23 protein-coding genes are annotated in these 26,064 nt (G+C 70.1%); 10 read left to right on the top strand and 13 right to left on the bottom strand.

The features are described from left to right. Positions 1 to 91 precede the first annotated feature (91 nt). Positions 92 to 973: a uracil-DNA glycosylase gene (locus WYO_RS13865; protein WP_007563422.1), complete on the bottom strand. Its 882-nt coding sequence runs from the start codon at positions 971 to 973 to the stop codon at positions 92 to 94. Positions 974 to 1,255: 282 nt separating this feature from the next. Between WYO_RS13865 and WYO_RS13860 the strand changes: the two genes are divergently transcribed. From WYO_RS13860 to WYO_RS13850, 3 genes are all read left to right on the top strand, one after another. Continuing rightward, positions 1,256 to 2,929, top strand: a complete 1,674-nt coding sequence (locus WYO_RS13860) for an electron transfer flavoprotein-ubiquinone oxidoreductase (RefSeq protein ID WP_007563421.1) — start codon at positions 1,256 to 1,258, stop codon at positions 2,927 to 2,929. Between the two features lie 151 nt (positions 2,930 to 3,080). Next, positions 3,081 to 4,949, top strand: a complete 1,869-nt coding sequence (locus WYO_RS13855; RefSeq protein WP_007563420.1) for a tetratricopeptide repeat protein — start codon at positions 3,081 to 3,083, stop codon at positions 4,947 to 4,949. A 242-nt stretch (positions 4,950 to 5,191) separates the two neighbouring features. Beyond that, complete coding sequence (locus tag WYO_RS13850) at positions 5,192 to 6,865, top strand: formate--tetrahydrofolate ligase (RefSeq protein WP_007563419.1); 1,674 nt, start codon at positions 5,192 to 5,194, stop codon at positions 6,863 to 6,865. Between the two features lie 443 nt (positions 6,866 to 7,308). On the opposite strand, the gene WYO_RS13845 is transcribed toward WYO_RS13850, so the two are convergent. Beyond that, positions 7,309 to 8,673: an 8-oxoguanine deaminase gene (locus WYO_RS13845; protein WP_007563418.1), complete on the bottom strand. Its 1,365-nt coding sequence runs from the start codon at positions 8,671 to 8,673 to the stop codon at positions 7,309 to 7,311. Positions 8,674 to 9,055: 382 nt separating this feature from the next. Here WYO_RS13845 and WYO_RS13840 point away from each other — a divergent pair, with 382 nt between their 5' ends. After that, the gene (locus tag WYO_RS13840; protein ID WP_128755000.1) at positions 9,056 to 9,508 is read left to right on the top strand and encodes a MarR family transcriptional regulator; all 453 of its coding nucleotides are present in this window, start codon (positions 9,056 to 9,058) and stop codon (positions 9,506 to 9,508) included. Beyond that, on the top strand, positions 9,505 to 10,212 hold the full coding sequence (locus WYO_RS13835; protein ID WP_007563416.1) for a response regulator transcription factor: 708 nt from the start codon (positions 9,505 to 9,507) through the stop codon (positions 10,210 to 10,212). The genes WYO_RS13840 and WYO_RS13835 overlap by 4 nt, the downstream gene beginning before the upstream one ends. Before the next feature lie 10 nt (positions 10,213 to 10,222). Here WYO_RS13835 and WYO_RS13830 read toward each other — a convergent pair whose 3' ends face one another. From WYO_RS13830 to WYO_RS13805, 6 genes are all read right to left on the bottom strand, one after another. Then, positions 10,223 to 10,477 carry a hypothetical protein gene (locus WYO_RS13830; protein WP_007563415.1) on the bottom strand — a complete coding sequence of 85 codons (255 nt, stop codon included), beginning with the start codon at positions 10,475 to 10,477 and terminating at the stop codon, positions 10,223 to 10,225. A 205-nt stretch (positions 10,478 to 10,682) separates the two neighbouring features. Next, positions 10,683 to 11,507 (bottom strand): hypothetical protein, encoded by an 825-nt coding sequence (locus WYO_RS13825; protein WP_007563414.1) that lies wholly within the window; start codon positions 11,505 to 11,507, stop codon positions 10,683 to 10,685. A 35-nt stretch (positions 11,508 to 11,542) separates the two neighbouring features. Beyond that, complete coding sequence (locus tag WYO_RS13820) at positions 11,543 to 12,424, bottom strand: TIGR01459 family HAD-type hydrolase (RefSeq protein WP_007563413.1); 882 nt, start codon at positions 12,422 to 12,424, stop codon at positions 11,543 to 11,545. Between the two features lie 86 nt (positions 12,425 to 12,510). After that, complete coding sequence (locus WYO_RS13815; protein ID WP_007563412.1) at positions 12,511 to 13,779, bottom strand: PHB depolymerase family esterase; 1,269 nt, start codon at positions 13,777 to 13,779, stop codon at positions 12,511 to 12,513. 110 nt (positions 13,780 to 13,889) lie between these two features. After that, positions 13,890 to 14,606 (bottom strand): DNA polymerase III subunit epsilon, encoded by a 717-nt coding sequence (gene dnaQ, locus WYO_RS13810; RefSeq protein WP_007563411.1) that lies wholly within the window; start codon positions 14,604 to 14,606, stop codon positions 13,890 to 13,892. 238 nt (positions 14,607 to 14,844) lie between these two features. Further along, the gene (locus tag WYO_RS13805) at positions 14,845 to 16,629 is read right to left on the bottom strand and encodes a glucan ABC transporter ATP-binding protein/ permease (protein WP_039902940.1); all 1,785 of its coding nucleotides are present in this window, start codon (positions 16,627 to 16,629) and stop codon (positions 14,845 to 14,847) included. Between the two features lie 275 nt (positions 16,630 to 16,904). Between WYO_RS13805 and WYO_RS13800 the strand changes: the two genes are divergently transcribed. Further along, a complete protein-coding gene (locus tag WYO_RS13800) occupies positions 16,905 to 17,678 on the top strand; it encodes a MotA/TolQ/ExbB proton channel family protein (protein WP_039902939.1) in 774 nt (257 codons plus the stop codon). Between the two features lies 1 nt (position 17,679). After that, positions 17,680 to 18,513: a flagellar motor protein MotB gene (locus tag WYO_RS13795; protein ID WP_007563408.1), complete on the top strand. Its 834-nt coding sequence runs from the start codon at positions 17,680 to 17,682 to the stop codon at positions 18,511 to 18,513. A 5-nt stretch (positions 18,514 to 18,518) separates the two neighbouring features. Here WYO_RS13795 and WYO_RS13790 read toward each other — a convergent pair whose 3' ends face one another. After that, positions 18,519 to 19,028, bottom strand: a complete 510-nt coding sequence (locus WYO_RS13790; protein ID WP_007563407.1) for a CAP domain-containing protein — start codon at positions 19,026 to 19,028, stop codon at positions 18,519 to 18,521. A 147-nt stretch (positions 19,029 to 19,175) separates the two neighbouring features. On the opposite strand from WYO_RS13790, the gene WYO_RS13785 reads away from it, so the two are divergent. Both WYO_RS13785 and WYO_RS13780 read left to right on the top strand, forming a co-directional pair. Next, a complete protein-coding gene (locus WYO_RS13785) occupies positions 19,176 to 19,475 on the top strand; it encodes a DUF6516 family protein (protein ID WP_007563406.1) in 300 nt (99 codons plus the stop codon). Beyond that, positions 19,472 to 19,849: a hypothetical protein gene (locus WYO_RS13780; RefSeq protein ID WP_007563405.1), complete on the top strand. Its 378-nt coding sequence runs from the start codon at positions 19,472 to 19,474 to the stop codon at positions 19,847 to 19,849. Before WYO_RS13785 ends, WYO_RS13780 begins: the two co-directional genes overlap by 4 nt. A 14-nt stretch (positions 19,850 to 19,863) precedes the next feature. Here WYO_RS13780 and WYO_RS13775 read toward each other — a convergent pair whose 3' ends face one another. Beyond that, positions 19,864 to 22,572, bottom strand: coding sequence for a DUF3772 domain-containing protein (locus WYO_RS13775; RefSeq protein ID WP_007563403.1), 2,709 nt, complete (start codon positions 22,570 to 22,572; stop codon positions 19,864 to 19,866). 625 nt (positions 22,573 to 23,197) lie between these two features. Between WYO_RS13775 and WYO_RS13770 the strand changes: the two genes are divergently transcribed. After that, positions 23,198 to 23,746: an HNH endonuclease gene (locus tag WYO_RS13770; RefSeq protein WP_007563401.1), complete on the top strand. Its 549-nt coding sequence runs from the start codon at positions 23,198 to 23,200 to the stop codon at positions 23,744 to 23,746. A gap of 7 nt (positions 23,747 to 23,753) precedes the next feature. On the opposite strand, the gene WYO_RS13765 is transcribed toward WYO_RS13770, so the two are convergent. The 3 genes from WYO_RS13765 to WYO_RS13755 form a co-directional block, all read right to left on the bottom strand. Next, positions 23,754 to 23,999 (bottom strand): hypothetical protein, encoded by a 246-nt coding sequence (locus WYO_RS13765; protein ID WP_007563400.1) that lies wholly within the window; start codon positions 23,997 to 23,999, stop codon positions 23,754 to 23,756. Between the two features lie 26 nt (positions 24,000 to 24,025). Further along, a complete protein-coding gene (locus WYO_RS13760; protein ID WP_007563399.1) occupies positions 24,026 to 24,922 on the bottom strand; it encodes an outer membrane beta-barrel protein in 897 nt (298 codons plus the stop codon). 251 nt (positions 24,923 to 25,173) lie between these two features. After that, positions 25,174 to 26,064: outer membrane beta-barrel protein (locus WYO_RS13755; RefSeq protein ID WP_007563397.1), on the bottom strand; the 891-nt coding region annotated here is incomplete at its 5' end.

Raw genomic sequence — 26,064 nt, 5'->3', positions numbered from 1 at the left:
ACCTGTGCATCGCCTATGTCCGAAAGCCGGCAGACACCGTTCGGGACGAAGCTCTAATGACGGGAGGGAACGCCCGGTTCCGCGGCCATGGTCAAGCTTTTCCGTCGAGCAAGGCGCGCAGGGCCCGGAAATCCCGCCAGGCCAGGCGCTTCTGCACCGGCTGGCGCAGCAGGAAGGCCGGGTGGAGCGTGGCGAGCAGCTTCGCCTCGCGGGTCGGCAGCTTGTAGGGGAACAGCCGGCCGCGGGTGCGCAGGATGCCGTCCTTGGTGCCGGTCAGGGTCTGGGTCGCCGGTGCACCGAGGCAGACGATCACCTCCGGGTCGACCAGCTCGATCTGGCGTTCCACGAAAGGTCGGCACACCGCCACCTCCTGGGGGGTCGGGTTGCGGTTGCCCGGAGGCCGCCAGGGCACGATGTTGCCGATATAGGCGCTGGTCCGGTCGAGGCCGATCGCCGCCATCATCTTGTCGAGGAGCTGGCCCGACCGGCCCATGAACGGCTTGCCGATCCGGTCCTCGTCGGCCCCCGGCGCCTCGCCCAAGAACATCACCCGCGCCTCGGGGTTGCCGTCGGCGAAGACCAAGTTCTTGGCGGTGAAGCGCAGCGGGCAGGCGTCGAAATCCGCCAGGATCTTTTCCAGCTCGGCGAGGCTCTTGGCCTCGCGCGCCCGGGCTCGCGCATCGCTCGCCGCCTCGTCCGGCTGGGCGCTCGCCGCGCGCCCGAAGGTCCGGGCCGGGGCTGCCGGCGGGGGCGAGCCCGGGGGCGGCACGAGGGAATTGGACTGGGCAACGGGCCGGGGCGCTGCGGCTTGGCGCCGGGGCGCCCGCAGGGTCGGGGCCGGCGTGTCGGCCTCGCCGAACCGGTCGTGCGGCTGCTCGTCGAGGGCCGCGTCCGCGCCGGCCTCCACGTGGAAGTCGAGATAGGCGATGAGGTCGGCTTGCGCGTCGTTGGGGCTCGGCATGCTGATCAGCATGTGGGGCGCTCGATGCCTGTGGACAACTCTTGAAACCCGCTCGACGGCAAGGACTTGCGTGACCGAACGGCGCGGCCCCGGACGCCGTGCCGCGCATGCCCGTTACCGCTGAGTCGCCCCGAACCCGTCCGCATTCCCCACCCATGCGGCATAGGGGAGCTTTCGCTCAAGTCCGGGCTCCGGCAGCTTGCCTTTCCAGTCTGGAATCGCTTGAGACGGCAGCACGCAATGCCGATCCGGCAACGGATCGGGCCAATCGACAAGAAAACAGGAGGCTCGACGATGGCGCTGCCCGAACGCGAAAGCATGGATTTCGACGTGGTCGTGGTCGGCGCCGGCCCGGCCGGGCTCGCCACCGCGATCCGCCTGAAGCAGCGCGCCGCCGAGATCGGCGAGGAAATCTCCGTCGTCGTGGTCGAGAAGGGCTCGGAGGTCGGCGCCCATATCCTGTCGGGCGCGGTGATCGACCCGATCGGCCTCGACCGGCTGCTGCCGGACTGGCGCACCGATCCGGAGCGGCCGCTGAAGACCGAGGTCCAGCGCGACGAGTTCATGATGCTCACCAAGAACAGCGGCATCACCCTGCCGAACGTGTTCTTCCCCAAGCTCATGTCGAACCACGGCAATTTCGTCGGCTCGCTGTCGAACACCTGCAAGTATCTGGGCGTCCAGGCCGAGGCGCTCGGCGTCGAGATCTATCCGGGCTTCCCGGCCTCCGAGGTGCTGTTCGACGAGTCCGGCGCGGTGGCGGGCATCGCCACGGGCGATCTCGGGATCGGCAGGTCGGGCGAGCCGCGCGACGACTACACCCGCGGCATGGAGCTGCGCGGCAAGTATACGGTGTTCGGCGAGGGCGCCCGGGGCAACCTGACCAAGGGGCTGGTCCAGCGCTTTGCCCTCAACCGGCACAGCGACCACCAGAAATACGGGCTCGGCGTGAAGGAGCTCTGGCAGCTGCCGGATTCCACCTTCGAGCCGGGGCTGGTGCGCCACACGATGGGCTGGCCCCTGCCCAACAAGGCCGGCGGCGGCTCCTGGCTCTACCATTTCGACGACAACCTGCTCTCGGTCGGCTTCGTCACGCACCTGAACTACGAGAACCCGACCCTGTCGCCGTTCGAGGAGTTCCAGCGGTTCAAGACCCACCCGATGATCGCCGAGACCTTCGTGGGCGCCAAGCGGATCGGCTACGGGGCGCGCGCCATCATGGAGGGCGGCTGGCAATCGGTGCCCAAGCTCGTCTTCCCGGGCGGCTGCCTGGTCGGCTGCTCGGCCGGCTTCGTCAACGTGCCGCGGATCAAGGGCTCGCACAACGCGATCCTGTCCGGGATGCAGGCGGCCGACGCCATCGCGGACGCCCTGAAGGCCGGCCGGGCCGGCGACGAGCTCACCGCCTACGAGGCCGGCTGGCGCGACAGCCCGATCGGGCAGGACCTCAAGGCCGTGCGCAACGTCAAGCCGCTCTGGTCGCGCTACGGCACCCTGGTGGGCGTCGGCCTCGGCGGGGTCGACATGTGGGCCACCAGCCTGCTCGGCGCCTCGCCGTTCGGCACGCTCAAGCACGGCAAGCCGGACCATGCCTGCCTCAAGCCGCTCTCGGAGGTGACGCCGATCACCTACCCGAAGCCCGACGGCAAGCTGACCTTCGACCGGCTCTCCTCGGTCTATCTCTCGAACACCAACCACGAGGAGGACCAGCCGCCGCACCTCAAGGTCCGCGACATGGAGCTCCAGAAGCGCTCCGAGCACGACGTCTACGGCGGCCCCTCGGCCCGCTACTGCCCGGCCGGTGTCTACGAATGGGTGGAGGACGCCGCCGCCAGCGACGGCGTGCGCTACCAGATCAACGCGCAGAACTGCGTCCACTGCAAGACCTGCGATATCAAGGACCCGAACCAGAACATCGATTGGGTGACCCCGGAGGGGCCGGGCGGGCCGAACTATCCGAATATGTGAGGGCGTCGGGCCGGGAGGGCGCGGCGCCATCCTTTCGCCTTGCGGGGCTGGCGGGATGGGTTCAGTGTCCCCGGCGTTTTTCACGGGGATAACCCGCCATTCTCGCGCCCGGCCCCTTGGCTGGCCGGCGCCCAGGAGCCGCGACCGGTTCATGATGACAACACGCGCCCGCCGGAGCGTCTCGGCGCTCGCCCTGCTGCTCGCCGCCGGTCTGCCGCAGACCGTGCTTGCCGCACAGCCGCGGGAATCGAGCCCGGTGCTGGATTACGAGCCCGCGGAATCCCTGGAGGGCAACTTCCTGTCCGCCTACATCGCGGGCGCGTCCCGGGACACGGCGGCGGCGGCGACCTTCTACCGGGAGGCGGTCAAGGCCGATCCGCGCAATGCCGAGCTGGTCGAGCGCGCCTTCATCTCGCTCTTGGCCGACGGCGCCCTGCCGGATGCGTTCCGGGCCGCCGAGAAGCTGATCGCGCGCGATCCCACCAACGGGCTCGCCAACCTCTCCCTCGGGGTGCGCCAGATCAAGGCCGGCCAGTGGGCCGCCGCCCGCCAGAATTTTTCCCGCAGCGGCCGCGGTGCGGCCACCGACCTGACCGCGACCCTGCTGACCGCCTGGTCCTATGCCGGCGCGGGCGACGGCAAGAAGGCGCTGGAGACGGTCAACAAGCTCCGGGGCGAGCGCTACTACAACACCTTCCGCGACTACCATGCCGGCCTGATCGCCTCGGTGATCGGCGACAACGCCGAGGCCGAGCGCCGCCTCAAGGCCGCCTACGAGGCCGACCGCAACACCCTGCGCATCGTCGACGCCTATGCCCGGCTCGAGGCCAGCCTCGGCCGCACCGACCTGGCGATCCAGGCCTATTCCGACTTCGACCAGCTCTCGCCGCGCCACCCGCTGGTGCGCGACGCCCTGGACAAGCTGAAGGACGGCAAGCCCCTGACCCGGCTGATCGGCACCGCCCAGGAGGGCGCCGCCGAGGTGCTGTACGGGCTCGGCTCGGCGGGCTCGACGCAGGGCGACGAGCTGCCCGCGGTGATCTACCTGCGGCTGGCGCTCTACCTCGCCCCGGACCACGCCCTCGCCCGGCTGACGCTCGCCGACACCCTCGACCGGATGAAGCAGACCGAGCGGGCCAACGAGGCCTACGCGCAGATCCCCGCGACCTCGCCGCTCAAGCTCAACGCCGACATCCAGATCGGCCTCAACCTCGAGCAGATGGGCAAGGGCGACGAGGCGCTCGCCCATCTCGACGCCGCCATGAAGGCGCATCCCGACGACATCGACGTGATCACCGCGCTGGGGAACGTCCAGCGGGCGCGCAAGAAGTACGAGGAGGCGGCCGCCACCTATTCCCGCGCCATCGCGCTGATCGGCGACCGGCCGCTGTCGAATTACTGGACGACCTTCTACTTCCGCGGCACCGCCTACGAGCGCGCCAAGCAATGGCCCAAGGCCGAGGCCGACCTGAAGAAGGCCCTGTCCCTGGTGCCGGCGAGCCAGCCGGCCGCCAAGGCGCAGGTGATGAACTACCTCGGCTATTCCTGGGTCGACCAGAAGATCAACATCGACGAGGCGTTCAAGCTGCTGCAGCAGGCCGCCGATGCCAGCCCCCGGGACGGCATGATCGTCGACAGCTTGGGCTGGGCCTATTACCGCCTCGGCCGCTGGGACGATGCGGTGCGCGAGCTGGAGAAGGCGGTCGAGCTGAAGCCCGGCGACCCGACCATCAACGACCACCTCGGCGACGCCTATTGGCGGGCGGGCCGGCGCCTCGAGGGCAAGTTCCAGTGGCAGCACGCCAAGGACCTGAACCCCGAGCCGGACGACCTCGCGCAGATCAACGAGAAGCTCAAGGACGGCCTGCCCGACACCGAGAAGCCCACCGCCACCGCCGAGACCACGCCGGCTCCGGTCGCCGTGCCGCACAACGCCGAGAACCCGGAACTGCCTAAGGGCGCGCCGCAGCCGCACGAGGCGCCGGGCGCCGCCGACAAGGCCAAGAAGTCCGGGGGCTGAAACCCCTCCGGGCCGCATCCTCTCCGGCGCGGCAAGAGTAATTTGTCGGCCGGCTCATAAAAATCGACGGGCATTTCCGTCCGGTTTGACGCACAGTGCTGCCGCTGCTCGCGGGGCGGCCTCGCCGTGCGTCCGCGCCCGTGCGAGACCGGCGCGACACGTCATCGTGAGGCAAGATCCCCGTACGATAACAGTCGACGGGTGGGCGGGCGCCGTGCCCGCGGAGCCAGGGAGGAACGCCCATGCCCTCAGATATCGAGATCGCCCGCGCGGCGACGCTCAAGCCGATCGCGCAGGTCGCCGAGAAGCTCGGCATCCCGGATGCGGCGCTGCACAATTACGGCAAGCACATCGCCAAGCTCGACCACGGCTACATCGCCGGGCTCGAGGGCAAGGCGCCCGGCAAGCTCGTGCTGGTGACGGCGATCTCGCCGACCCCGGCGGGCGAGGGCAAGACCACCACCACGGTGGGCCTCGGCGACGCGCTGAACCGCATCGGCGAGAAGACCATGATCTGCCTGCGCGAGCCCTCGCTCGGCCCCTGCTTCGGCATGAAGGGCGGGGCGGCCGGCGGCGGCAAGGCGCAGGTCGTGCCGATGGAGCAGATCAACCTGCACTTCACCGGCGATTTCCACGCCATCACCTCGGCCCACAGCCTCGCGGCCGCGCTGATCGACAACCATGTCTACTGGGCCAACGAGCTCAACATCGACGTGCGCCGCATCCATTGGCGCCGCGTCGTCGACATGAACGACCGGGCCCTGCGCCAGATCACCCAGTCGCTCGGCGGCGTCGCCAACGGCTTCCCCCGGGAGGACGGGTTCGACATCACCGTCGCCTCCGAGGTGATGGCGGTGTTCTGCCTCGCCAAGGACCTCGCCGACCTGGAGGAGCGCCTCGGACGGATCGTCATCGCCGAGACCCGCGACCGCAAGCTCGTCACCCTGAAGGACGTGAAGGCCACCGGTGCCATGACGGTGCTGCTCAAGGACGCCCTGCAGCCGAACCTGGTGCAGACGCTGGAGGGCAACCCGGCGCTGATCCATGGCGGCCCCTTCGCCAACATCGCCCATGGCTGCAACTCGGTGATCGCGACCCGGGCCGGCCTGCGGCTCGCCGACTACACCGTGACCGAGGCCGGGTTCGGCGCCGATCTCGGCGCGGAGAAGTTCCTGGACATCAAGTGCCGGCAGGCCGGCCTGACGCCCTCGGCGGTCGTGGTGGTGGCCACGATCCGCGCTCTCAAGATGCATGGCGGCGTCGACAAGAAGAGCCTCGGCGGCGAGAATATCGGCGCCCTGGAGAAGGGGTTCGCCAACCTCGCCCGGCACGTGACCAACCTGCGCGGCTTCGGCCTGCCCGTGGTGGTGGCGGTCAACCACTTCTACGCCGACACCGATGCCGAGCATGCCCGGCTCAAGGAGCTGTGCCGCGAGCGGCTGGACGTCGAGGCGATCACCTGCCGCCACTGGGCCGAGGGCGGCGCCGGCGCCGAGGATCTCGCCCGGGCCGTGGTGCAGCTCGCCGCCGCCGAGCCCGCCCCGATCCGCTACGCCTACGAGACCGAGGCGCCGCTCACCGACAAGATCCGGGCGATCGCCACCAAGCTGTACGGCGCCGCCGACATCCAGATCGAGACCAAGGCCGCGGGCAAGCTCGCCACCTTCGAGAAGGACGGCTACGGCCACCTGCCGATCTGCATGGCCAAGACCCAGTACTCGTTCTCCACCGACCCGAGCCTGATGGGCGCCCCCGAGGGCCACATCGTCGGCGTGCGCGACGTCCGCCTCTCGGCGGGCGCGGGCTTCGTGGTGGCGATCTGCGGGGAGATCATGACCATGCCCGGCCTGCCCCGGGTCCCGGCCGCCGACACGATCCGCCTGGATGCCGACGGGCAGATCGACGGGTTGTTCTGAGCCGGAGCGCTCGGGCCGCCTTTCTGCGGGCTACGATGTTCACACATCGGTTCGTGTAGGCGCGACGCGCCCCCTCTCCCGCACGGGAGAGGGGACCCGAGCCTCATTCGGCGAGGTGTGAATCCGGTAGCCCCTTCCAGGCAGAAGGACTGGGTTACCGCTTCAAATCACACTTTTTCAGCTGAGCTGGCTCGGTTTACTGAGAAGGCCCTCACGAGGTCTCGCGACGAGCAGAAACATCAGTCGAGATCAGCGCCTTGAGCGAGGTCGCGCGTGTGGGGAAACTTCACCGCCACGTCTTCGAAGCCTGCCGGTTGGCCCAGGGTCTGGGTGATGAAGTTTGGTCCCTCGGCCGCAGCCTTCAAGTCTCACCGAGACCGGGCAGGGTTCCACCCTGCACCCGCAAAAGGTCCCGGACCTTTTGAATCCGGATCCTTCGAGCCTCACCCCACTCCGAACAACGCCTTCGCCAGCCGCGAATGGTCCTCCCGCAGGCGGACCGCATCGACACCGAGCGGCTGGCCGTCGATCACCCGCCATTGACCCGCCACCATCACCCGGTCGGCCCGGGTCGCGCCGCACAGGACCAGGGCGGCCAGCGGATCGTGGGCGCCGGAGAAGCGCAACTCGTCCAGGGTGAACAGGGCGAGGTCGGCCTCGCGGCCCGGCTCGATCCGGCCGATATCGGAGCGGCCCAGGCAGGCGGCCGAGCCCTCGGTGGCCCAGCGGAGCGCATCGAGATGGGTCACGGTCTCGGCTCCGTAGGTGAGCCGGTTCAGCATCAGCGCGTGGCGCACCCCCTCCATCAGGTTCGAGCTGTCGTTGGAGGCCGAGCCGTCGACGCCGAGGCCCACCGGGGAGCCCGCCGCCTCCAGCTCGCAGGTGCGGCAATGGCCGGACGCGAGGGTCATGTTCGAGGTCGGGCAATGGCAGACGCCGACCCCGGCCTTGCCGAGCCGGGCGACCTCGGCATCGTTGAAATGGATGCCGTGGGCGAGCCAGACCCGGTCGCTCATCCAGCCGACCTCCTCGAGGTAATCCACCGGACGGCAGCCGAACATCGACAGGCAGAACTGGTCCTCGTCCAGCGTCTCACCGAGATGGGTGTGCAGGCGGCAGCCGTGCCGGTCGGCGAGCGCCGCGCTCTCGCGCATCAGCCGCTTCGTCACCGCGAAGGGCGAGCAGGGCGCCAGCCCGACCTGCACCATCGCCCCGGGAGCCGGGTCGTGGAACAGGTTCAGCACCCGCTCACAATCGGCCAGGATCGTGTCGTCGTCCTGCGTCAACGTCTCGGGGGGCAGGCCGCCCTCGCGATCGGACAGGCTCATCGAGCCGCGGGTGATGGCGGCGCGGATCCCGAGGCTGCGCGCCTCCTCGACCTGGATGTCGACCGACTGCTCCAGCCCCTTCGGGAACAGGTAATGGTGGTCGCCCGCCGTGGTGCAGCCCGACAGCAGCAGCTCGGTATAGGCCACCCGGTTGGCGAGCCGGAACGCCTCCGGGGTGATCCGGCCCCAGACCGTGTAGAGCGCCTTCAGCCACGGAAACAGCGGCTTGTTGATCGCGATCGGGTGCGCCCGCGTCAGGGTCTGGAACGCGTGGTGATGGGTGTTGATGAGGCCCGGGATGACCACGTGGCGCGAGGCGTCGAAGGTCTCGTCCACCGGGGCGGCCGGCTGGGCTCCGACGGCGACGCGCTCGACGATCCGGCTGCCCGCAACCACGATGCCGCCCCCGGCCTCCTCCGCCAGGATGGCCAGCGGATCGCGGATCCAGACCCGGCGGGCCCGTGCGTCGGCGTCGCTCATGCTGTTCCCCTCGGGTCCCGGTATCGGCCCGGTCCGGTATCGGACCCGGAGCGGCGGCCGGCAAGCCCCGGATCGGTCCGGCATGGCTGTCTCGCGCGCGGGCGTCCTCGGGCTTGACGCTCCCGGGCGGCGCTGAGACATGTCAGCGGGACTGACCTTCTTGCCATCCGGACGGTCCCCACGTGACGGCCTGCCCCCCGTGACCTCATCGGCACAGCGCGACGGCCTCGGCGTCTCCGGGCTCACTGCCGCGCCCGGTCCCGCCACGCCAAGTCCTGTCACGGCGAGTCCTGTCACGCCGAGTCCTGTCACGCCGAACCCCGCACCCCGCCGGGCCGACGGCGTCGCGGCGGCTCCGGCGCATGGCCTCGGCAGCGACGACCTGATCGAGCTCCTGTTCTTCGCCTACCGGGATTTCGTCGGCGATCCCGACCGGATTCTGGCCGCCTACGGCTTCGGCCGGGCGCATCACCGGGTGCTGCATTTCGTCGACCGCTATCCGGGTCTGACCATCGCGGAATTGCTCGACATCCTGCGGATCACCAAGCAGAGCCTCAACCGGGTGCTGAAGGACCTGATCGGCCAGGGCTACGTCGCGCAGAAGACCGGCCCGAGCGACCGGCGCCAGCGCCTGCTGTATTGCACGCCGTCCGGTGCGGAGCTGGCCGCCGACCTCACCCGGGTCCAGGCCCGCCGCCTCGCCCGGGCGCTCGCCGCCCCGGACGCGCTGGGCTCCCCGGAGGATTTCCTGATGGCGATGATCGAGCCGGAGGATCGCGCGGCGGTGCGGCGCCTGATGGCCCGGCGCGGATCCAGCGCGGGTGGCGACGCGTGACGGCCGCCCCCCGGGCCGACCTGCCCGACACGGCGCCGCACGTCCTCGTGGTCGACGACGACCGGCGCCTGCGCGAATTGCTCGCCCGCTACCTGACCGACCAGGGGTTTCGCGTCACCGTGGCGGCCAGCGCCGCCGAGGCCCGGGCCCGGGCCCAGAGCGTCGTGTTCGACGCGATGGTGCTCGACGTGATGATGCCCGGCGAGAACGGCTTCGACTACGCCCGCAGCGTCCGCGAGACCTCCCGGGTGCCGATCCTGATGCTCACCGCCCGCTCCAACCCGAACGACCGGGTGATGGGCCTGGAGATCGGCGCCGACGATTACCTGCCCAAGCCGTTCGAGCCCCGGGAGCTGACCCTGCGGCTCAACAACATCATCAAGCGCAGCGTCGGCCCGCGCGAGGCGGCGGCCGAGGCCGTGACCTTCGGGCCGTTCGCGTTCCGCATCGACCGGGGCGAATTGCGCCGGGACGACGCGCTGATCCGCATCACCGAGCGCGAGCGCGAGATCCTGACCATCCTGGCCGCGGCCGGCGGCGCCAATGTCGAGCGGGAGCAGCTCGCCGGCCCCGGGGGCGCCGCCGCGGAGCGCACCGTCGACGTGCAGATCAACCGCCTGCGCCGCAAGACCGAGGTCGATCCCGCCAACCCGGTCTTCCTGCAGACTGTGCGGGGCGTCGGCTACCGGCTCGCGGTGGATTGAGGCCGGCTCGTCAGACGAGACGCGGCTCTCCAGGCTTCAGCTTCAGGCCCTTGGAGACCCGGGTGGAGAGGCTGCCTACGACAGCGACCACCATGGGCCCCTCGGCCAGGGCGCGGACCGCCTCGATCGCCGCCTCGGCATTGGGCTTCATGACCGCGTAGACCGCGGGAGCGGGTTTGGGACCCGACCGGCCGCGACGGCCGGATCGCTCCGGGGTCATGGACACCAGGTAGGTCGTGTAGCGGCTCCGTGCGCGTCCAGGCATGTCTCAGCATGTGGCATGTCGGCTAATTATCGCCAAAGCCCGACGCCGCGGCGGAGCCGGGGCGGAGGCGATGACGGACGGCACAGGGCGAATCCCGTGCCGCACGAGACCGCCCGATCCCGCCATACCGCATCCGGCGCCATGCGCGACGGATTTCGTGCGGATGCGCAGCGGCTTTGTGCCGGACAGACGCGCGGCGGTGCGGTCAGGCCAAGCTGAGGTCGAAGCCGGGCAGCGGCAGGCCGGACAGACGCGCGGTCCAGACCTGCCCGGGCGCGACCGGCAGGGCGTCGGTCAGCGTCCCGGTCGAGACGATCTCGCCGGCCGCGAGGGGTGGGCTACCAAGATCGTTAGCCAGCACATCGACGAGGTGCCGGAGCGCCGCCAGGGGGCCGCCCCCGAGCACGTTGCCGGCGCTGCCCCGGTCGGCGACCGCACCGTCGCGCAGAAGCTCGACGGAAAAGCCCGCCAGCCCGTCGATCCAGCTGCGCGCCGCGTCCGGGTCGATCCGGACGCGCTCGCCGAGCACCAAAAGGCCGTGCAGACCGAAGGCCGCCACCGTGTCGGGGGCGGCGAAACGCCAGCCGGGGAACAGCGATTGCACGATCTCGAAGCCCTGGGCGACCCAGGCGAGGCAACCGGTCAGAGCCGCGTCGTCCATGCCAGGCTCCGGCACCCGGGCAAGCCCGAACACGATCTCCGGCTCGATCCGCGGCTCGACCAGGGCGGCGAGCGGGACCGGGCCGGTCAGGGCGGCGTGGTCGTGCAGGGTCGTGTCGTAGACATGTCCCCAGATCGGCGCGTGGACGCCGTAGGTTTCCCAGAGGGTCGTGTTGGTGAAGCCGATCTTGCGGCCCACCGGCTTTTCGCCCCGCGCCGCGCGCAGGCGCCTGACCTCCTCGGCCACCCGGTAGGCAGCCGCGAGGTCGAGGCCGGAATCCCAGCCGGTCAGGGGCGCGATCTGCCGGCGATGCTCGTGCGCCGCCAGGATCGTGCGGGCATGGGTGGCGGCGGGGACGGGATCGCTCATCCCCGCTCTGTAGCATGGCCGCCGGGGCCGGTGCTCTACCAGACCAGCCGCTCGATCACCGCGTCCGGATGCACCGCCTGGCGGCCGAGCCACTCGGCGACGTCGCCGAGGCGGTGGTGCTCGGCCGAGACGCCGAGCTCCTCGGCATGGATGCCGCGGGCCACCAGCAGGCTGGCGATGCCGAAGCCGCGGGCGCCGGCGATGTCGGTGCGGATCGCGTCGCCGATCGCCATCACCCGGGCCGGATCCACCGGCGCACCCGTGAGCTCGGCCCCCTTGGCCAGCGCCGCCTCGTAGACCGGGCGGTGCGGCTTGCCGGCATAGATCACTGCGCCGCCGAGCTCGGCATAGGCCGCCGCGAGCAGGCCCGCGCAGGGGATCAGCCGGTTGCCGCTCTCGACCACGAGGTCGGGATTGGCACAGATCATCGTCAGCCCCCGGGCCGCCAGCCGCATGAGCTCGTCGCGGTAATCGTCGGCGGTCTCGCTGCGGTCGTCGAACAGGCCGGTGCAGACCACGAGGTCGGCCTCCTCCTCCGGGACGAGGCTGAGATCGAGGCCCTGGAAGATCCCGAGGTCGCGCTCCGGCCCGAGATGCCGGATCCGCGCCCCCGGGCGGCCGGCGATCAGCTCGCGGGTGAGGTCCCCCGAGGTCAGGATCGCGTCGTAGGCCTCGCGCGGCACGCCGAACCGGTCGAGGATGCGGCCCACCCCGTCCCCGGGCCGGGGCGCATTCGAGACCAGGACCACCCGGCGCGGCCGCGCGCCCGGCAGGCCGCGGAACCGGATCAGCGCCTCGCCGGCTGGAACATGGGCCTTCTGGCCGTCATGCAGCACGCCCCAGACGTCGCAGAGAAGCAGGTCGTAGCGCTCCGCCACCTGCGCGAGGCCGTCGAGGGTCGGGATCGGTGCGGTCATGGATGGGTCCGGTCACGGTTTCGAAAGGTCCGGGACCTTTTGCGGGCGCAGGGCCGCGCCCTGCAAGTCTCCGGACGCGCGCGCGTTTACTGCGGCCCGAGCCGATGCGCGGCGAAGAAGTCGAGCATCGCCCGCGAGGCGTCGGGGCCGTCGGAATCGGTGTAGCTGCCTTCCGGGCGGCCACCGGACCAGGCATGGCCGGCGCCGCGCACCCGCCAATCCTCGACCATGACCCGACCGGTCTCGTCCTGGTAGCGGGTGCGGGTGAACGGGTGGCCGCGGCCCTCGAAGGTCTCGGACCGGGCCGTCAGGCCGGCGACGTTGGCCTGGGCCAGCACCTGATCGGCGTTGCGCACGCTCACGGTGCCGTCATCCTCGCCGTGGAACACGATGGTGGGGATTCGCTGGCCGATGGGCGCTGCGCCGAAGGACGGCGCGGTGCCCAGGCCCGGCGCGCCGACCTGCATGGCCATCAAGGCCGAGCCGAGATCGCGGGCGCAGCCGGCCGCGAGACCCGAATGCACGCCCACCGCGGCGTAGAGATCCGGATAGGCCCGGGCGATGTTCAGGGCGGCCGCGCCGCCCGCCGACATGCCGGCGATGTAGACCCGGGTCGGGTCGATCGGGTGAGCCGCCATCACGGCCCGGGTGAGCCCCGCGATGATCGCGGCCTCGCCGGATTCCCGGCGCTGGTCCCGCGGCTCGTACCAGTTCCAGCAGCGCTGGACATGGGCCTGCCGGCTCTGGGCCGGGTAGGCGACGAAGAAGCCGGCGCGCTCGGCCAAAGCGTTCATGCCGGTGCCGGCGGCGAAATCGTCCGGGTTCTGCGTGCAGCCGTGCAGCATCACCACCAGCGGCGCCGGCTCGGCCGGATGGCCCGGAATGAACAGCTTGTAGTCGCGACTGCCGGCGGGCTCGGCGTGGCTGAGGGCGACGAAGCGGCTCTCGGCCGGCGTCCGGGGGGCCGGCGGCCGTGCGGGGATGCGCCGCGCATGGCCGAGCCCCTTCAGCACCGGCGCCAGGCCGCGCACGACCTTGCCGACCGCCTTGCGGACCCGCACCGCCGGCTCGGCGATCACCGTGCGGGCAGGCTCGGTGCGCGGCGTCTTCTGCGAGACCTCGCGCCGGGCCTCTTGGGGCGCTTCCGCGCGGCGGGTCGCGGCCTGGGGGGCTGGCGCGTCGGGCGGCGGTGCGGCCGCGTAGCCCCCGAGGCTGCGCTGGATCAGGGCGGTCGCCTCGTCCAGACGGCCGAGGCTCGTGAGGCGGGTGACCTCGATCATGTCGGCGAAGGGCGAGCGGACATTCCTGTCGCGGACGCCGTCCTGCATATCCTTCAGCTTGCTGAAGGGGTCCATGATGGGTGCACGCTTGGTCACATCAGCGTCCGTGTCGCGGCCGGGGTTGGCGCGAAGCTCGCCATTTGGTGCGACGCAATAGAGGCCGATGTGCGATGCGGCAAGGCCGGTCAGGCCGGGTCGTCGGCGCCGATATAGTCGGCCCAGATCGGCGCCGGGCCGAGGCTCGCGCGGAAGCTGTCGTGCCTCGCCCGCTCCTCATCCGTAAGGCGACTCCGATACGGGCGGGGGGCCGCCGGAACCGCCTGGACGACGGCCTGGACCTGCGGTCCCGCCTGGGCATCCAGGAGGCCGAGGCTGGTCTGCTTGCCGCCGAGCAGCTCGACATAGACCTCGGCCAGGATCTGGGCGTCGAGCAACGCCCCGTGCTTGGTTCGGCGGCTGGTGTCGATGCCGTAGCGATTGCACAGGGCGTCGAGGTTGTTGGCCGCGCCCGGATGCTTGCGGCGGGCCATCGGCAGGGTGTCGACCACGTCGTCCAGCTGGATCGGCGGCGGCGCGTTCGCTCCGAGCCGGGCATATTCCATGTTGAGGAAGCCGACGTCGAAGGGGGCGTTGTGGATGACAAGGCGCCCGTCCGCCAGGAAGGCCTGCAGCTCGCCGACGATCTCGGCGAAGACCGGCTTGTCGGACAGGAAGGCGTCCGACAGCCCGTGGACGTTGAACGCGCCCTCCGAGACCGCCCGCTGCGGGTTGCAGTAGCGGTGGAAGGTGCGGCCGGTGGGGATGTGGTTGAGCAGCTCGACCGCGCCGATCTCGATCAGCCGGTCGCCGTTCCGCGCCTCCGTGCCGGTGGTCTCGGTGTCGAGGACGATCTCGCGCAGCATGTTTTTGCGACTCAGAGGGTCAGGATCACTTGCCCGATCGGGGACGGGGCTCCGGGGCGGGTGAGCGTCTTCGGAAGACACTGTCTCCCGAAAGGTTGAGACTTCCCTAGAGCTATCGTCCCGAAAGGGAGCTGCCGGCTTTTGAGAAAAAGACGATGCAAAGCAAAAAGCTGGCGCATCGTGCCGGTTCGGATATCCGGCACGATGCGCTGAGCGCCGGCTGACCGGCGCCCGTTCCTTACGCTGCCAGGGCCAGGCGACCCTCGTCCTCGTCGGCCGCGGCCGCCATGAACTGGGCCCGGGCGAGCTCGGCGAAGCGGCCGTTCTGGGCGACCAGCGCGTCGAACGTGCCGGCCTCGACGATGCGGCCCTCGTGGAAGACCAGGATGCGGTCGGCGTTGCGGATCGTGGCGAGCCGGTGGGCGATCACGAAGGTGGTGCGCCCCTCCATGACGGCTTCCAGGGCGCCCTGGAGCTTGCGCTCGGTGGCCGCGTCCAGGGCCGAGGTCGCCTCGTCGAGGATCAGGATCGGCGGGTTCTTCAGGAGCGCCCGGGCGATCGAGAGCCGCTGGCGCTCGCCGCCGGAGAGCGACCGGCCGCGCTCGCCGATCACCGTGTCGAGCCCGTCGGGCTGGCGCGCCATGAACGCACCGGCCTGGGCCCGCTCCAGGGCGTCGAGCATCTCGGCATCGGTGGCGTCGGGACGGCCGACCTGCAGGTTCTCGCGGATCGAGCGGGCGAACAGCATCGGCTCCTGGAACACCACGCCGATGTTGTGGCGCAGGGACGAGAGGCCGATGTCGCGCACGTCGATGTCGTCGATCCGGATCGACCCGGAAGCCGGATCGAAGCTGCGGTGCAGGAGGCCGAGCGTCGTCGACTTGCCCGAGCCGGTGGTGCCGACCAGGGCCACGGTCTCGCCGGGACGGGCCGAGAACGAGACGCCGTCGAGCGCCTGGCGCCGGCCATCATACGAGAAGGCGACGTCGTCGAAGGTGACCTCGCCCTCGAACCGGGCGACCTGGCGGGCATGCGGGCGGTCGGCCACGGCCGGCACGGTGTCGTAGATCTCGAAGAACTCGGCGATCTTGGGCGCCTGCTGGAATAGTCCGTTAACGAAGCCGACCACATGGTCGAGCCGCGCCACGAAGGCGGTGGCCAGGCTCATGAAGGCCACGACCTCGCCCACCGTGGTGGTGCCGGCCTGATACAGCCAGATGCCGGTGACGAAGATCGCCGTCATGGTGATGGTCGCCGAGGCGCGGGTCGCGACGTTGGCGAGCGCCCACCAGGACAGGACCGGGATCTGCGCGGCGAGCAGGTTCGTGATGATGCCGCGCATCGCGTCCTTCTCGGCCTTGGCGCGGGTGAAGGACTGGATCACCGCGACGTTGCCCAGCGCGTCGGAGGCGTGGGCGGCGAGGCCCGAATTGAACGCCTCGACCTGGCCCTGGAGCGTCTCGGTCCGGCGCATCACGAAGGTGGTGAGCGCCGTGAAGGCGAGCACCAGGACGACCAGGATCGAGCCGAGCTGCCAATTGATGAACAGGGTCATGGGCAGGAGCACGACCAGCGAGACCAGGGCGACGAGGTGGTCCCGGAAGAAGCCGAGCCACAGCCAGGCCATGCCGTTGGTGCCCTCCAACATCGCCTTCAGCACCCGGCCCGAATGGTTCGCCGAGTGGAACGCCAGCGGCAGGTCGAGCACGTGCTCGAAATAGCTCGCCATCGAGGACAGGCGGTTGCGGTGGGCCAGCCGGTCGGCGTGGAGCGCGATGAACACGCCCGCCGCGATGGTGAAGAAGCCGAACGCCACCCAGGCGGCCAGCAGGGGCAGCATCGTGCCCATGGCGTTGCCGCCGCGCTGCAGGTGGGTGAGCTGATCGATGATCCGGCCCATGAGCAGCGGCTCGGCAAACGCCGCGATCGCCAGCACGACGTTGGTGGCGGCCAGACCGATGGCCAGCCGCCGCTCCGCCTTCAGGAAACCAAGGACCCGCCCGTACAGACGAACCATCGCCACCGCTCCACCACCCCCGGCGCGGCCCGTGTGTCCGGGTCTCGCGCCATTTCTTAAGGTCCGTGCGGCGGGCGGACACAGCCGCCTTCGCCACCAAACCCCTCACACGACACGGCTTATGCCCGGGCCCGCCTGAACGGGCGATGACGGCCCTCGACAGGGTCGAGGCCTTCGCCTTTACGGTTCGTTCAGCAAGATTTCCTACCGCTGTGAATAACCCGGCCGCAAGCGACCGCGGGGTCAGCTTTTTTTTACCTTTCCGGACCGGGCGCCGCAGCATGGATCTCGCAACTGCACTCGGCCTCCTCTCAGGTCTCGGCGTCGTGGTCGGGCTGATCGTGCTCGATGGCGGCCATTTCGGCGCCTACGCGTCGGAGCACGCGGTCGTCGTGGTGTTCGGCGGCGCCACCGCGGCCACGATGATCCGCTTCCCGTTCTCGGTGATCGTCCACGGCCTGCCGATGGGCCTGCGCTTCGCCTTCATGATGCGCTCGGTGAAGCCGCAGGAGCTGATCGAGGAGATCACCAAGCTCGCCGACGTGGTCCGCAAGTCCGGCCCGATGGCGCTGGAGAACATGGAGATCTCCGACCCGTTCCTGGCCCAGGGCGCGCGCTACATCGCCGACGGCTACGACCGGGACTTCATCCGGGACACGATGGAGCGGGACCGCGACAACTTCCTGATGCATCTCGACGAGGGCTCGAAGGTCTACCGGGCCTACGGCGACTGCGCCCCCGCCTGGGGCATGATCGGCACGATCCTCGGCATGGTGGCGATGTTCGCCAACATGTCCGACCCCTCGAAGCTCGGCCCCGCCATGGCGACCGCCCTGCTCGCTACCCTGTACGGTGCCGTGATCGCCAACCTGATCACCCTGCCGCTCGCCGACAAGCTGCACGTCAAGCTGGAGGAGGAGGACGTCTCCCGCTCCCTGATCATCGACGGCATCCTGATGATCCGCGACCAGAAGAGCCCGATGCTGGTGCGCGAGATGCTGGTCGCCTACCTGCCGCACAACCATCGCGAAGCGCTGCTGGAACCGGCCGCCTGATATGGCCAGACGGAAGCGCGGCGGCGCGCATGGCGGCCATGGCTGGTTCGTGACCTTCGCCGACCTGATGGCGCTCCTGATGAGCTTCTTCGTGATGGTCGCGGCCTATTCGACGCAGGACCAGAAGAAGATGCAGGTGGTCGCCGGCTCGATGCGCGACGCCTTCGGGGTGAACAAGGAATCGAAGTTCGCCGGCATCCTCGAATCCGAGGGCCTGCCGGCCGCCGACCACGTGAAGTACCTGCGCAGCATCCCGCCCGAGAAGGCCACCGACCGGACGACGCCGCCCCGGCGCGACCAGAGCAGCGAGTTCGGCCTGACCGAGACCGGCGAGCCGGACAATTTCGGCCTCGCGGCGGCCTCCCTGCGGCAGGCGCTGCAGGACATGCCGGACATCGCCGAACTGTCGAAGAACGTCGTGATCGTCCGGACCGACCAGGGTCTCGAACTGTCAATCGTCGACCAGGACGGGCGCGCGATGTTCCCGGACGGCTCGACCCGCCCGAACGAGCGCACGAGGCGCCTCCTGGAGAAGCTCGCCCCGGCCTTGCGGCAGATGCCCAACCGCATCGCCATCACGGGCTTTACCGCCACCGAAAGGCCGGGCCAGCGCCTGCCGGTGTCGCCCTGGGAGCTGTCGGCCGGCCGGGCGATCAGCGTGCGGGAGATCCTGGCCGGGGCGGGCGTGCAGGACGACCGGTTCGCCTCGGTCTCCGGCAAGGCCGACACCGAGCCCATGTTCCCCGACAACCCCTATCTCGCGGCCAACCGCCGGGTGACGGTGACGCTGCTGAAGGAGGCGCCCCCGGTGCCGAACGTGAAGGGGCTGCCGTAGCGCGCCTACTTGGCGGTGAGCAGCGCCCAGTAGACCTTGTATTTCGAGCCGGGCGCGTAGGCGGTGGCGATCCCCATCCGGGTCGCCCGGGGGTCGAGCATCGTGGCGTCGTGCGGCGCGCTCTCGCGCCAGCCGGAGAACGCCTCGGCCAGGGTGTGATAGCCGGCCGACAGGTTGGCGTTGACGTCGGAGAAGCCGAGCCGCCCGACCGCGGCCTTCACGGTCTGCGCCTTGCTCGGCCGGTCGGCGACCGCCATGGCGGCGGCCTCGGCCTCGGCCAGACGCTGCAGCTCGGGATCGACCGTGAGCGGCGCCGCGCCGCGGTTGCGGCGATAGGACGAGATCATGTCCCGGGCGGCGTCGGTGTCGACATGGGCGGCCTGGCTGGCCAGCGGCAGGTAGATGCTCGGCAGCGCCGCCGTGCTCGGCGCCTCGGTGGCGCAGGCGCCGAGCAGCGCCAGCGCCGGAATGCAGGCCGCCGCCCAGAAGCCTCGTCTCAGGTTGCGTCCGCCCACGTTCGAAGATCCATGCTCGCGCATCCGGCTCGGACGCCCGGCCCATATAGGGAGCCCCGGGCGATCGCGCGACCGGACCTCCTGACCGTATCGCCCAGCCCGATCAGACACTTTACGCCATAAAAGGCCTATGCCATCTCATGTCATATGCCGCGTGCGACGCTTCTGATCGATGCCAAGAAGGTCTACGCGGACGGTTCCATTCTTCAGCTCAAGCTTTGGGAACTCAAGCCGCCGAACCGGGTCCGCGGCTCGGCGCACGGCCTCAAATACTCGCTGTTCTACGGGCGCGAGGGCCTGCGGATCCTGGCCTACGACAACGAGGCCGGGAAGGGCGATCACGTCCACCGCGGCGACGTGGAAACTCCGTACCGGTTCACCACCTACGAAAAGCTGCTGGACGACTTTCTGACCGAGGTCGGGACTCTGCGCGGAGGCCAACTATGAGCGACGAGGTGACATACGTCATCGGCGGATCCGTCGAGGACATGCGGGATCGCTTCCTCACGGCCGTGCGGCGTGCCGAGGCCGGCGAGGCGCCGCAGCCTGAGCGGATCGTCACCTTCGAGAACTGGTCCGCCTTCCTCAAGACCTTCTCGCCGGCCCGCATCGCGCTCCTGGAGGCCCTGACCGGAGGCCCTGCCGAATCGATCAATGCGTTGGCCGGATCGCTTCGCCGGAACTACCGGCGCGTGCATGACGACGTCACCGCGCTGGAGCGAGCCGGCCTGCTGACGCGCAGGGGCAGGCAGGTGATGCTCGCCGCCGACGGCGCGCGCGCGCATCTCGATCTGCGGCCGTCTCAGCGCGCGACGCGCTGAGACGCACTCCCCCGTCAGCCCCCGGCGCTCCGGAGGCCGCGGTCGCGCTGCGGCTGGGACGGCGGCGCCTCCTGGGGCTCCGGGATCTCCTTCGGCTCCTGGGGCCCGGGGGCCGGCGCGGCCTGGCCGAACCGGCTCGCGATCTCGCCCATGGCGGCCTGCATCGTCTCGAAGCCCTGCACGGTGACGATGCTGGCGCCGGGGCCGAGCGGCGGGATGAAGCCCGCGCCCGACAGGGTGGCGAACACCGCGTAGTTCAGGTCGGTCTGGACCTTCAGGCCGAGGCTGACATCGACGATCCAGACCAGCAGCTCGAATTCCAGGAACGGGTCGCCGATCTTCTTGAACACCACCCGGGGCGCCGGATCCTTCAGCACGTCGGCATGGGCCTGGGCGCAGCCGACGATCATCTCGGCGGCCCGCACCGGGTCTTGGTTGCGCAGGACGCTGACCGTGATGCTGACCCGGCCCGAACGGTCGCCGCGCACGCGGTTCTTGACCACTCCGGAAATCAGGTTCGAGTTCGGCACGATCACGGCCGAGCGGTCGAAGGTCTGGATCTCGGTGGAGCGCACCGAGATGCGCTTCACGATGCCCTCCGAATCGCCGATCACCACCTGGTCGCCGACCCGGATCGGCCGCTCCCACAGGAGCAGCAGGCCGGAGACGAAGTTGTTGACGATCGACTGCAGGCCGAAACCGATACCGACCGACAGGGCGCCGGCCACGATGGTCAGCTTCTCCAGGCTCAGGCCGAGATACGAGAAGGCGAGCGCCAGGGAGAGCAGGAAGCCGCAATAGCCCGCGATCGTGGTGATCGAGTTGCGCAGGCCGGCATCGAGGTCGGTGGCGGGCAGGTAGGTCTGTTCCAGCCAGCGCTGCACCGCCCGGGTGACGAACACGCCGAGCACCAGGATGCCGATGCCGAAGGCGATGCTCGACAGCGAGATCGTCACGTCGCCGACCTTGAAGCCGAAGAAGGCCTGCCGGATCGACGAGACGATGTCGGTGGAATCGAGCCCCCAGGGCGCCAGCACGAGCAGCGCCGCCACCAGCATCAGCACGACCCGGGCGGCCCCGGTCGCCAGGACCGAGATCTGGTTCAGCGAGCGCTTGCGCAGGCCGGTATTGGCCTGGAGCGCGGTGGCGAGCCGGGTCTCGTCGGTGAGCGCGCGGCCGATGAAGGTGTCGACGCTCTGGACCAGCAGGTAGAGCAGCACGAGCACGCCCGCGGCCCAGATCAGCTGGTCGATCAGGAAGGCCGCGAAGGCGACGTAGCCGACGAGCGCGCCGAGCCCGATCAGCGCGACCCCGGCCCAGCCGAGGAGCCGGGCCGGGCCGCCGATGCCCGTGGTGGTCTTGGTCGGCACGTAGGGGCCGAAACAGGCCTCTTCCTCCTGCTCGGTATCGGCGAAGCGGTGGAGGCCGACCGCCAGGATCAGCGCGGTGGCCACGGCGCCGAGGCCGCGGGTCGCGATCGAGATCGGCAGCGCCGCCGAGATCCCGGAATTGAGCGCCTCCACGGATTTCACCACGGTGATTACCGTGGCGATGCCGACGGCCAGGCGCGTGAGCCGGGTGGCGGCCGCGTCGCCGACCGGGGCGGGGCGCCAGGCCGGCTTGTCGGGGCTTAGCAACCCGTCGCACAGGGCCTCGACGAAGGCGATGAAGGCCAGCCCGCCCAGGATCGCGGCGGCCACCGGCAGCAGCCGGGACGGCAGCAGGTTGGTGGCGTCGAGCGCGTAGTAGACCGCGTAGGAACCCGCCACCGCCGGCACCGTGCCGAGCAGGATCACCCGCCAGGCGGCCAGCAGGGTGGCGCGGCGCGACGGCTCGGTGGCGGAGGCGTCCCGGCGGGCGGCCCGGGGCGCGATGTTGCGCCGGCCGAAATACAGCGCGACCGAGATCCCGAAAGCGAGCCCCAGGAACAGCAGATTGCCCATGCTGCCGTTGCGCGAGAACAGCAGCCCGATATCGGACACGGCGCTCTGCAGCGAGCGGGTATCGCGCGGTATGTCGGCCATGACCTTGGCCCAGAGGCCCGGGCTGACCAGCGGCTGCGAGCGCTGGAACAGGTCGCGGGTGAACGATTCGCGCCGGCGGTTCGACACCCGGTCGATGATCTGGTCGCCCTGCACCAGCAGGGAGCGGGCGAGACGCTGGGTCTCGTCGATGCGGGTCACCGCCGCCTCGCGCTCCACGCGCTGCTCGGCGATCTCGGGGCTTTCCTGGGTGTCCTTCGGCTTCGGGCCGAGCTGCGCCAGCCGCTCGCGCGCCGCCTCGAGGGGCGCGTCGAGCCGGGTGATCAGCGCGCGGATCTCCTCGGTGACGGTCCCGGCGCTGTCGCGGATCGCCGCCAGGTCGGTGGCGGTCAGATCGGGATGCCCCAGCTGCTTCTCGCGCGCCTCGAGCTCGGCCTTGGCGGCGTCGAGCTGGGCCCGGACCGCCTTGAGCTGCTCCGACATCTCGGGTTTCGGCGCCGCGGGCTTGGCGTCGGGCGCCTTCGCGTCGGCCGGCTTGGCGTCCGCGGGCTTGGACTCGGAGGGCTTGGCATCGGCGGGCTTGGTCCCCGGGTGCTGCCCGACCGGCGCCTCGCCCTGGGCCCAGGATGCGGGCGGCGCGGCGGCCGGGATGCCCAGCATCAGCGCGGCCAGGAGGGCCAGCGCGGCGGGCCGGCGCGGCGCGCCGTTCGGCTTCCGGGGGCGCACGGGCGTGCGGATCATAGGCTACCTCTCGTCGGGCGCGCCGGGCGCGCGGTCGGAGCCCGGCATCGGCGGACCGGCGGTCATCGGGAACCGCGCGGGCCTTCTCGAGCGCTCGCCGCCGGAGGGGATACCGGCGGGGACGCCGGTTCGGCGTCGGCGAGCGCGTGAATCGAAGCCTGAGGGGCGCGCCTGACCGCAGGGCGATTCGGGCACGGCCCTCGAGGCCGGGCGCTGTGGGCTTCCAATAGGGCGAAACCGTGCCCCTGCCCACCCTGGCGCCGGCCGGCGCGCCCGGCACCCGCTGTGGGTGCGTCCCCAGGCCCCTGAGGGAGCAGCTTCACAAGGCTGTCACGGTGGGATTAGATGAACACCAGATGGACAGGGCCTTTTCGTCGTCACGCGAAAGGGTTCGGCCGGCGCCGATGCCGGTCCGGCCCGGCCGCGTTCCGGTTGCTACCGCACCGACTGGCGTCACCGCGCGCCGGCCCGCCGCCCTGTTGCTCCTTCCGCCTCTCCCGCCGAGCCGACGTCCCGTCCGCCGGCCCGTCCTGTACCGGCCCGCGGCCGCGTCGGACGGGCCGGTGGGGCGCCGGCGCGTTCCCGCGCGTTATACGCGTCAGAGATAGTCCGAAGAGTCGCGCCGATGATGGATCTCCAAACCCTCGTCCTGAACGCGGATTATCGGCCGCTCTCCTACAATCCGCTCTCGCTCTGGTCGTGGAAGGACGCCTTCACGGCCCTGTTCCTCGACCGCGTCACCCTGGTGGCGAGCTACGACGTCGAGGCCCGCTCGCCCTCGCGGGCGCTGCGGGTGCCGAGCGTGGTGGCCCTGAAGAACTACGTGACGCTCGCGCGCAGCCCGGCCTTCACCCGCTACAACATCTACCTGCGCGATGGTTTCAGCTGCCAGTATTGCGGCCTGCGGCTGCCCTCGGGCGGCCTGACCTTCGACCACGTGGTGCCGCGCTCCCGGGGCGGCCTGTCGAGCTGGGAGAACGTCGTGGCGGCCTGCTCGCCCTGCAACCTGCGCAAGGCCAACCGCACGCCGCAGGAGGCCGACATGCCGCTCGCGACCGAGCCCCGCCGGCCGACCCGCTACGAGCTGCACCACCGGCAGCCCGAATTCGACCACCGCCAGTACCACCACACCTGGCTCGACTACCTGTACTGGGACAGCGAGCTGGAGAGCTGAAGCGGGATCACCAAGCCGGCCCGCGGCGGGGCGGCTCGTTGTACATCGGGACGTTGTGATTGCGCGGCAGGTAGCCCCGGACGATCACGGGTGGCGGCACGGCCGACAGGTCGGGTCGGACGCGGACCACGCGCCGGAGGCGGGGCGGATCGAAGTTGCGGTCCTCGGGCCAGGCGGAAGCCGGCGCGGGGATGAGGGCGAGCCCGGCGAGCAGGCCGAACGTGAACGGTCGCAATCCCCTCGGGTCGAGCATCGGAAGCCTCCCGGCGCCGGGCCGCATCAGAACTTGACCGCCGCGCCGGCCCGGACCGTGTTCAGGTTGACCTTGTGCCCATCGAACTGACTGAACAGCACGTATTGATACTCGGCGCGCAGCAGGATGTTCGGCGTGATCGCGTATTCGAGACCGGCGCCGACCGTCGCACCGGCGACCACTTTGGTCTTCGATTGCGTCTGGATCGACGTGAACGGCGTGCCATTGTAGGGAGCGTTCGGATTGAAGCTCGTATAGCCGAAATTGGACACGTAGGTCGGTGTCCCGGCGAGGTTGGCGTTGTAGGCGGTGACGTCGAAGCCATAGTTCCGGTACATCGTCGTGTCGGCGATGCGCGCCCGGCCGATCGCCAGACCGCCGGTCACGAAGGGCAGGATGTTGCCGAGAGCGTAGCCGGCCCGGGCTCGCAGCGTGCCGTAATCGTTGACGCGCGTGGCCGTGTATCCGGCCATATCGACTGTTTCGAGAATGTTCGAGGCGGTCTTGCTGCGCCCGAGTCCGTCGCTCGACACGCCCATCTTGCCGAAATTCGTGTAGTCGGCCTCGAAGCCGAAGACGAAGTCGTCGAACTGGACATTGTAACCGACGAAGGCGCCAAAACTCGTGTCGCCGACCCGCTTCGACGGAGGATTGAGAAGGGTCGACGCACGAAACGTCGATTCGCCCGTCGTATCGTGAGAGTCCCGATAGATCAGGGGTTGCAGCGCGCCCTTTGTACCCAGCGCCGCGGACGTATACCCGCCATGGCCACCCACGTAGACGCCGCTCCAGTCGACCACCGGGGCCGGGACCGGGTCGTAATCGGCGCCACGCAGGTAATCGTAGTCCAGGTCGGCGGCCCGGGCGGTGCTGGCGCCGCAGAGGCTGAGGACCGCCAGCAGCGGCAGGGTGACGGTACGCATCGGGATCGTCCTGGAACTGCGAGACGGACGGCGGCTCGGGCCTCGATGCAGTGATAGTTGGGTAACCTTAAGCGTCCGTTATTTCGGGGTTCTTCGGAGATCCCGATTCGATCATCGCGACTGGGCCAGAACTATCCGACGGCCCAATGTTGCTCTGCGCCTTGCGATCGATGTCTGCCCCGGCGGCAGGACGAAAAAAAACGGCGCGGAGAGCATCCGCGCCGTCGGCCGTCAGAGCGTTGGAAAGACGATCAGTATTTGCGGACCAGCGGGCCGGGGATCGGCTCCGGCATCAGCGGCGGCAGCGGCGCCGCGACCAGGCCGCCGAGGTAGTAGCGCAGGCCGATCTTCACGTCGTGGGCCTCGATGTCCTTCACCTTGATCGGGCGCAGGGCCTCGGTGCAGCACGGCACGAAGCCGGCGCCGGTCTCGGCCTTGCCGAGGTTCAGGTAGCGATAGGCCACCTCGATCTTCAGGGCGTCGCTCACGTCGTAGGCCAGACCGGCATGCAGCGCCCAGGCGAAGCTGCCGCTGGTCTTGCTCTTGTAGAACTTGCTGCCGCTGTTGGTGTTGTACACCGGGTTGCCGTTGTTGTCGTAGACCGGCGCGTAATTGTAGTAGGGCTGGCCGCACTTGCAGTCGTAAATCGGGTTGCCGTAATCGTAGGCGTAGGTCGGGCTGGTGAACTGCTGGTTGGTCGAATAGCCCGAGATGTGGTTGAAGGCGTAGCCGACGCCGCCGCCGATGAACGGGGTGATCCCGTACCAGGTGCCGAGGTCGAAATACGCGTTGGCCAGCACCACCGCGGAATCGAAGTTGCTGGTCGACTTGTTGACCCCGTAGGAGCCGAGGCCGTTGTCGAACTCGGGGCCCTTGTAATACTCGCTGCCGCGCAGGCCGGTGGAGTAGCGGTACTCACCGGTGACGTCGCCGCGCAGGAACGGGGTGAACTGGTAGCCGACGCCGACACCCGCGAAACCGCCACCGCCGATCTCGTTGCCGAACGACCGGTTGGCATCCGCGTAGCCGGTGTAATCGTAGGCCTCGGTGTATCTCGGGCGGGTGTAGACGCTCGCGCCGACATCGCCGCGCAGGTACCAGCCGCCGCCGACCTCGATCGGGGGCGGAGGGGGCGGGGGCGG

It is taken from the genome of Methylobacterium sp. GXF4, assembly GCF_000272495.1.
In the GTDB taxonomy this organism is placed as follows: Bacteria; Pseudomonadota; Alphaproteobacteria; order Rhizobiales; family Beijerinckiaceae; genus Methylobacterium; species Methylobacterium brachiatum.
The sequence above is the reverse complement of the archived record's forward strand: the minus strand, read 5'-3'. Positions and strand labels throughout refer to the sequence as shown.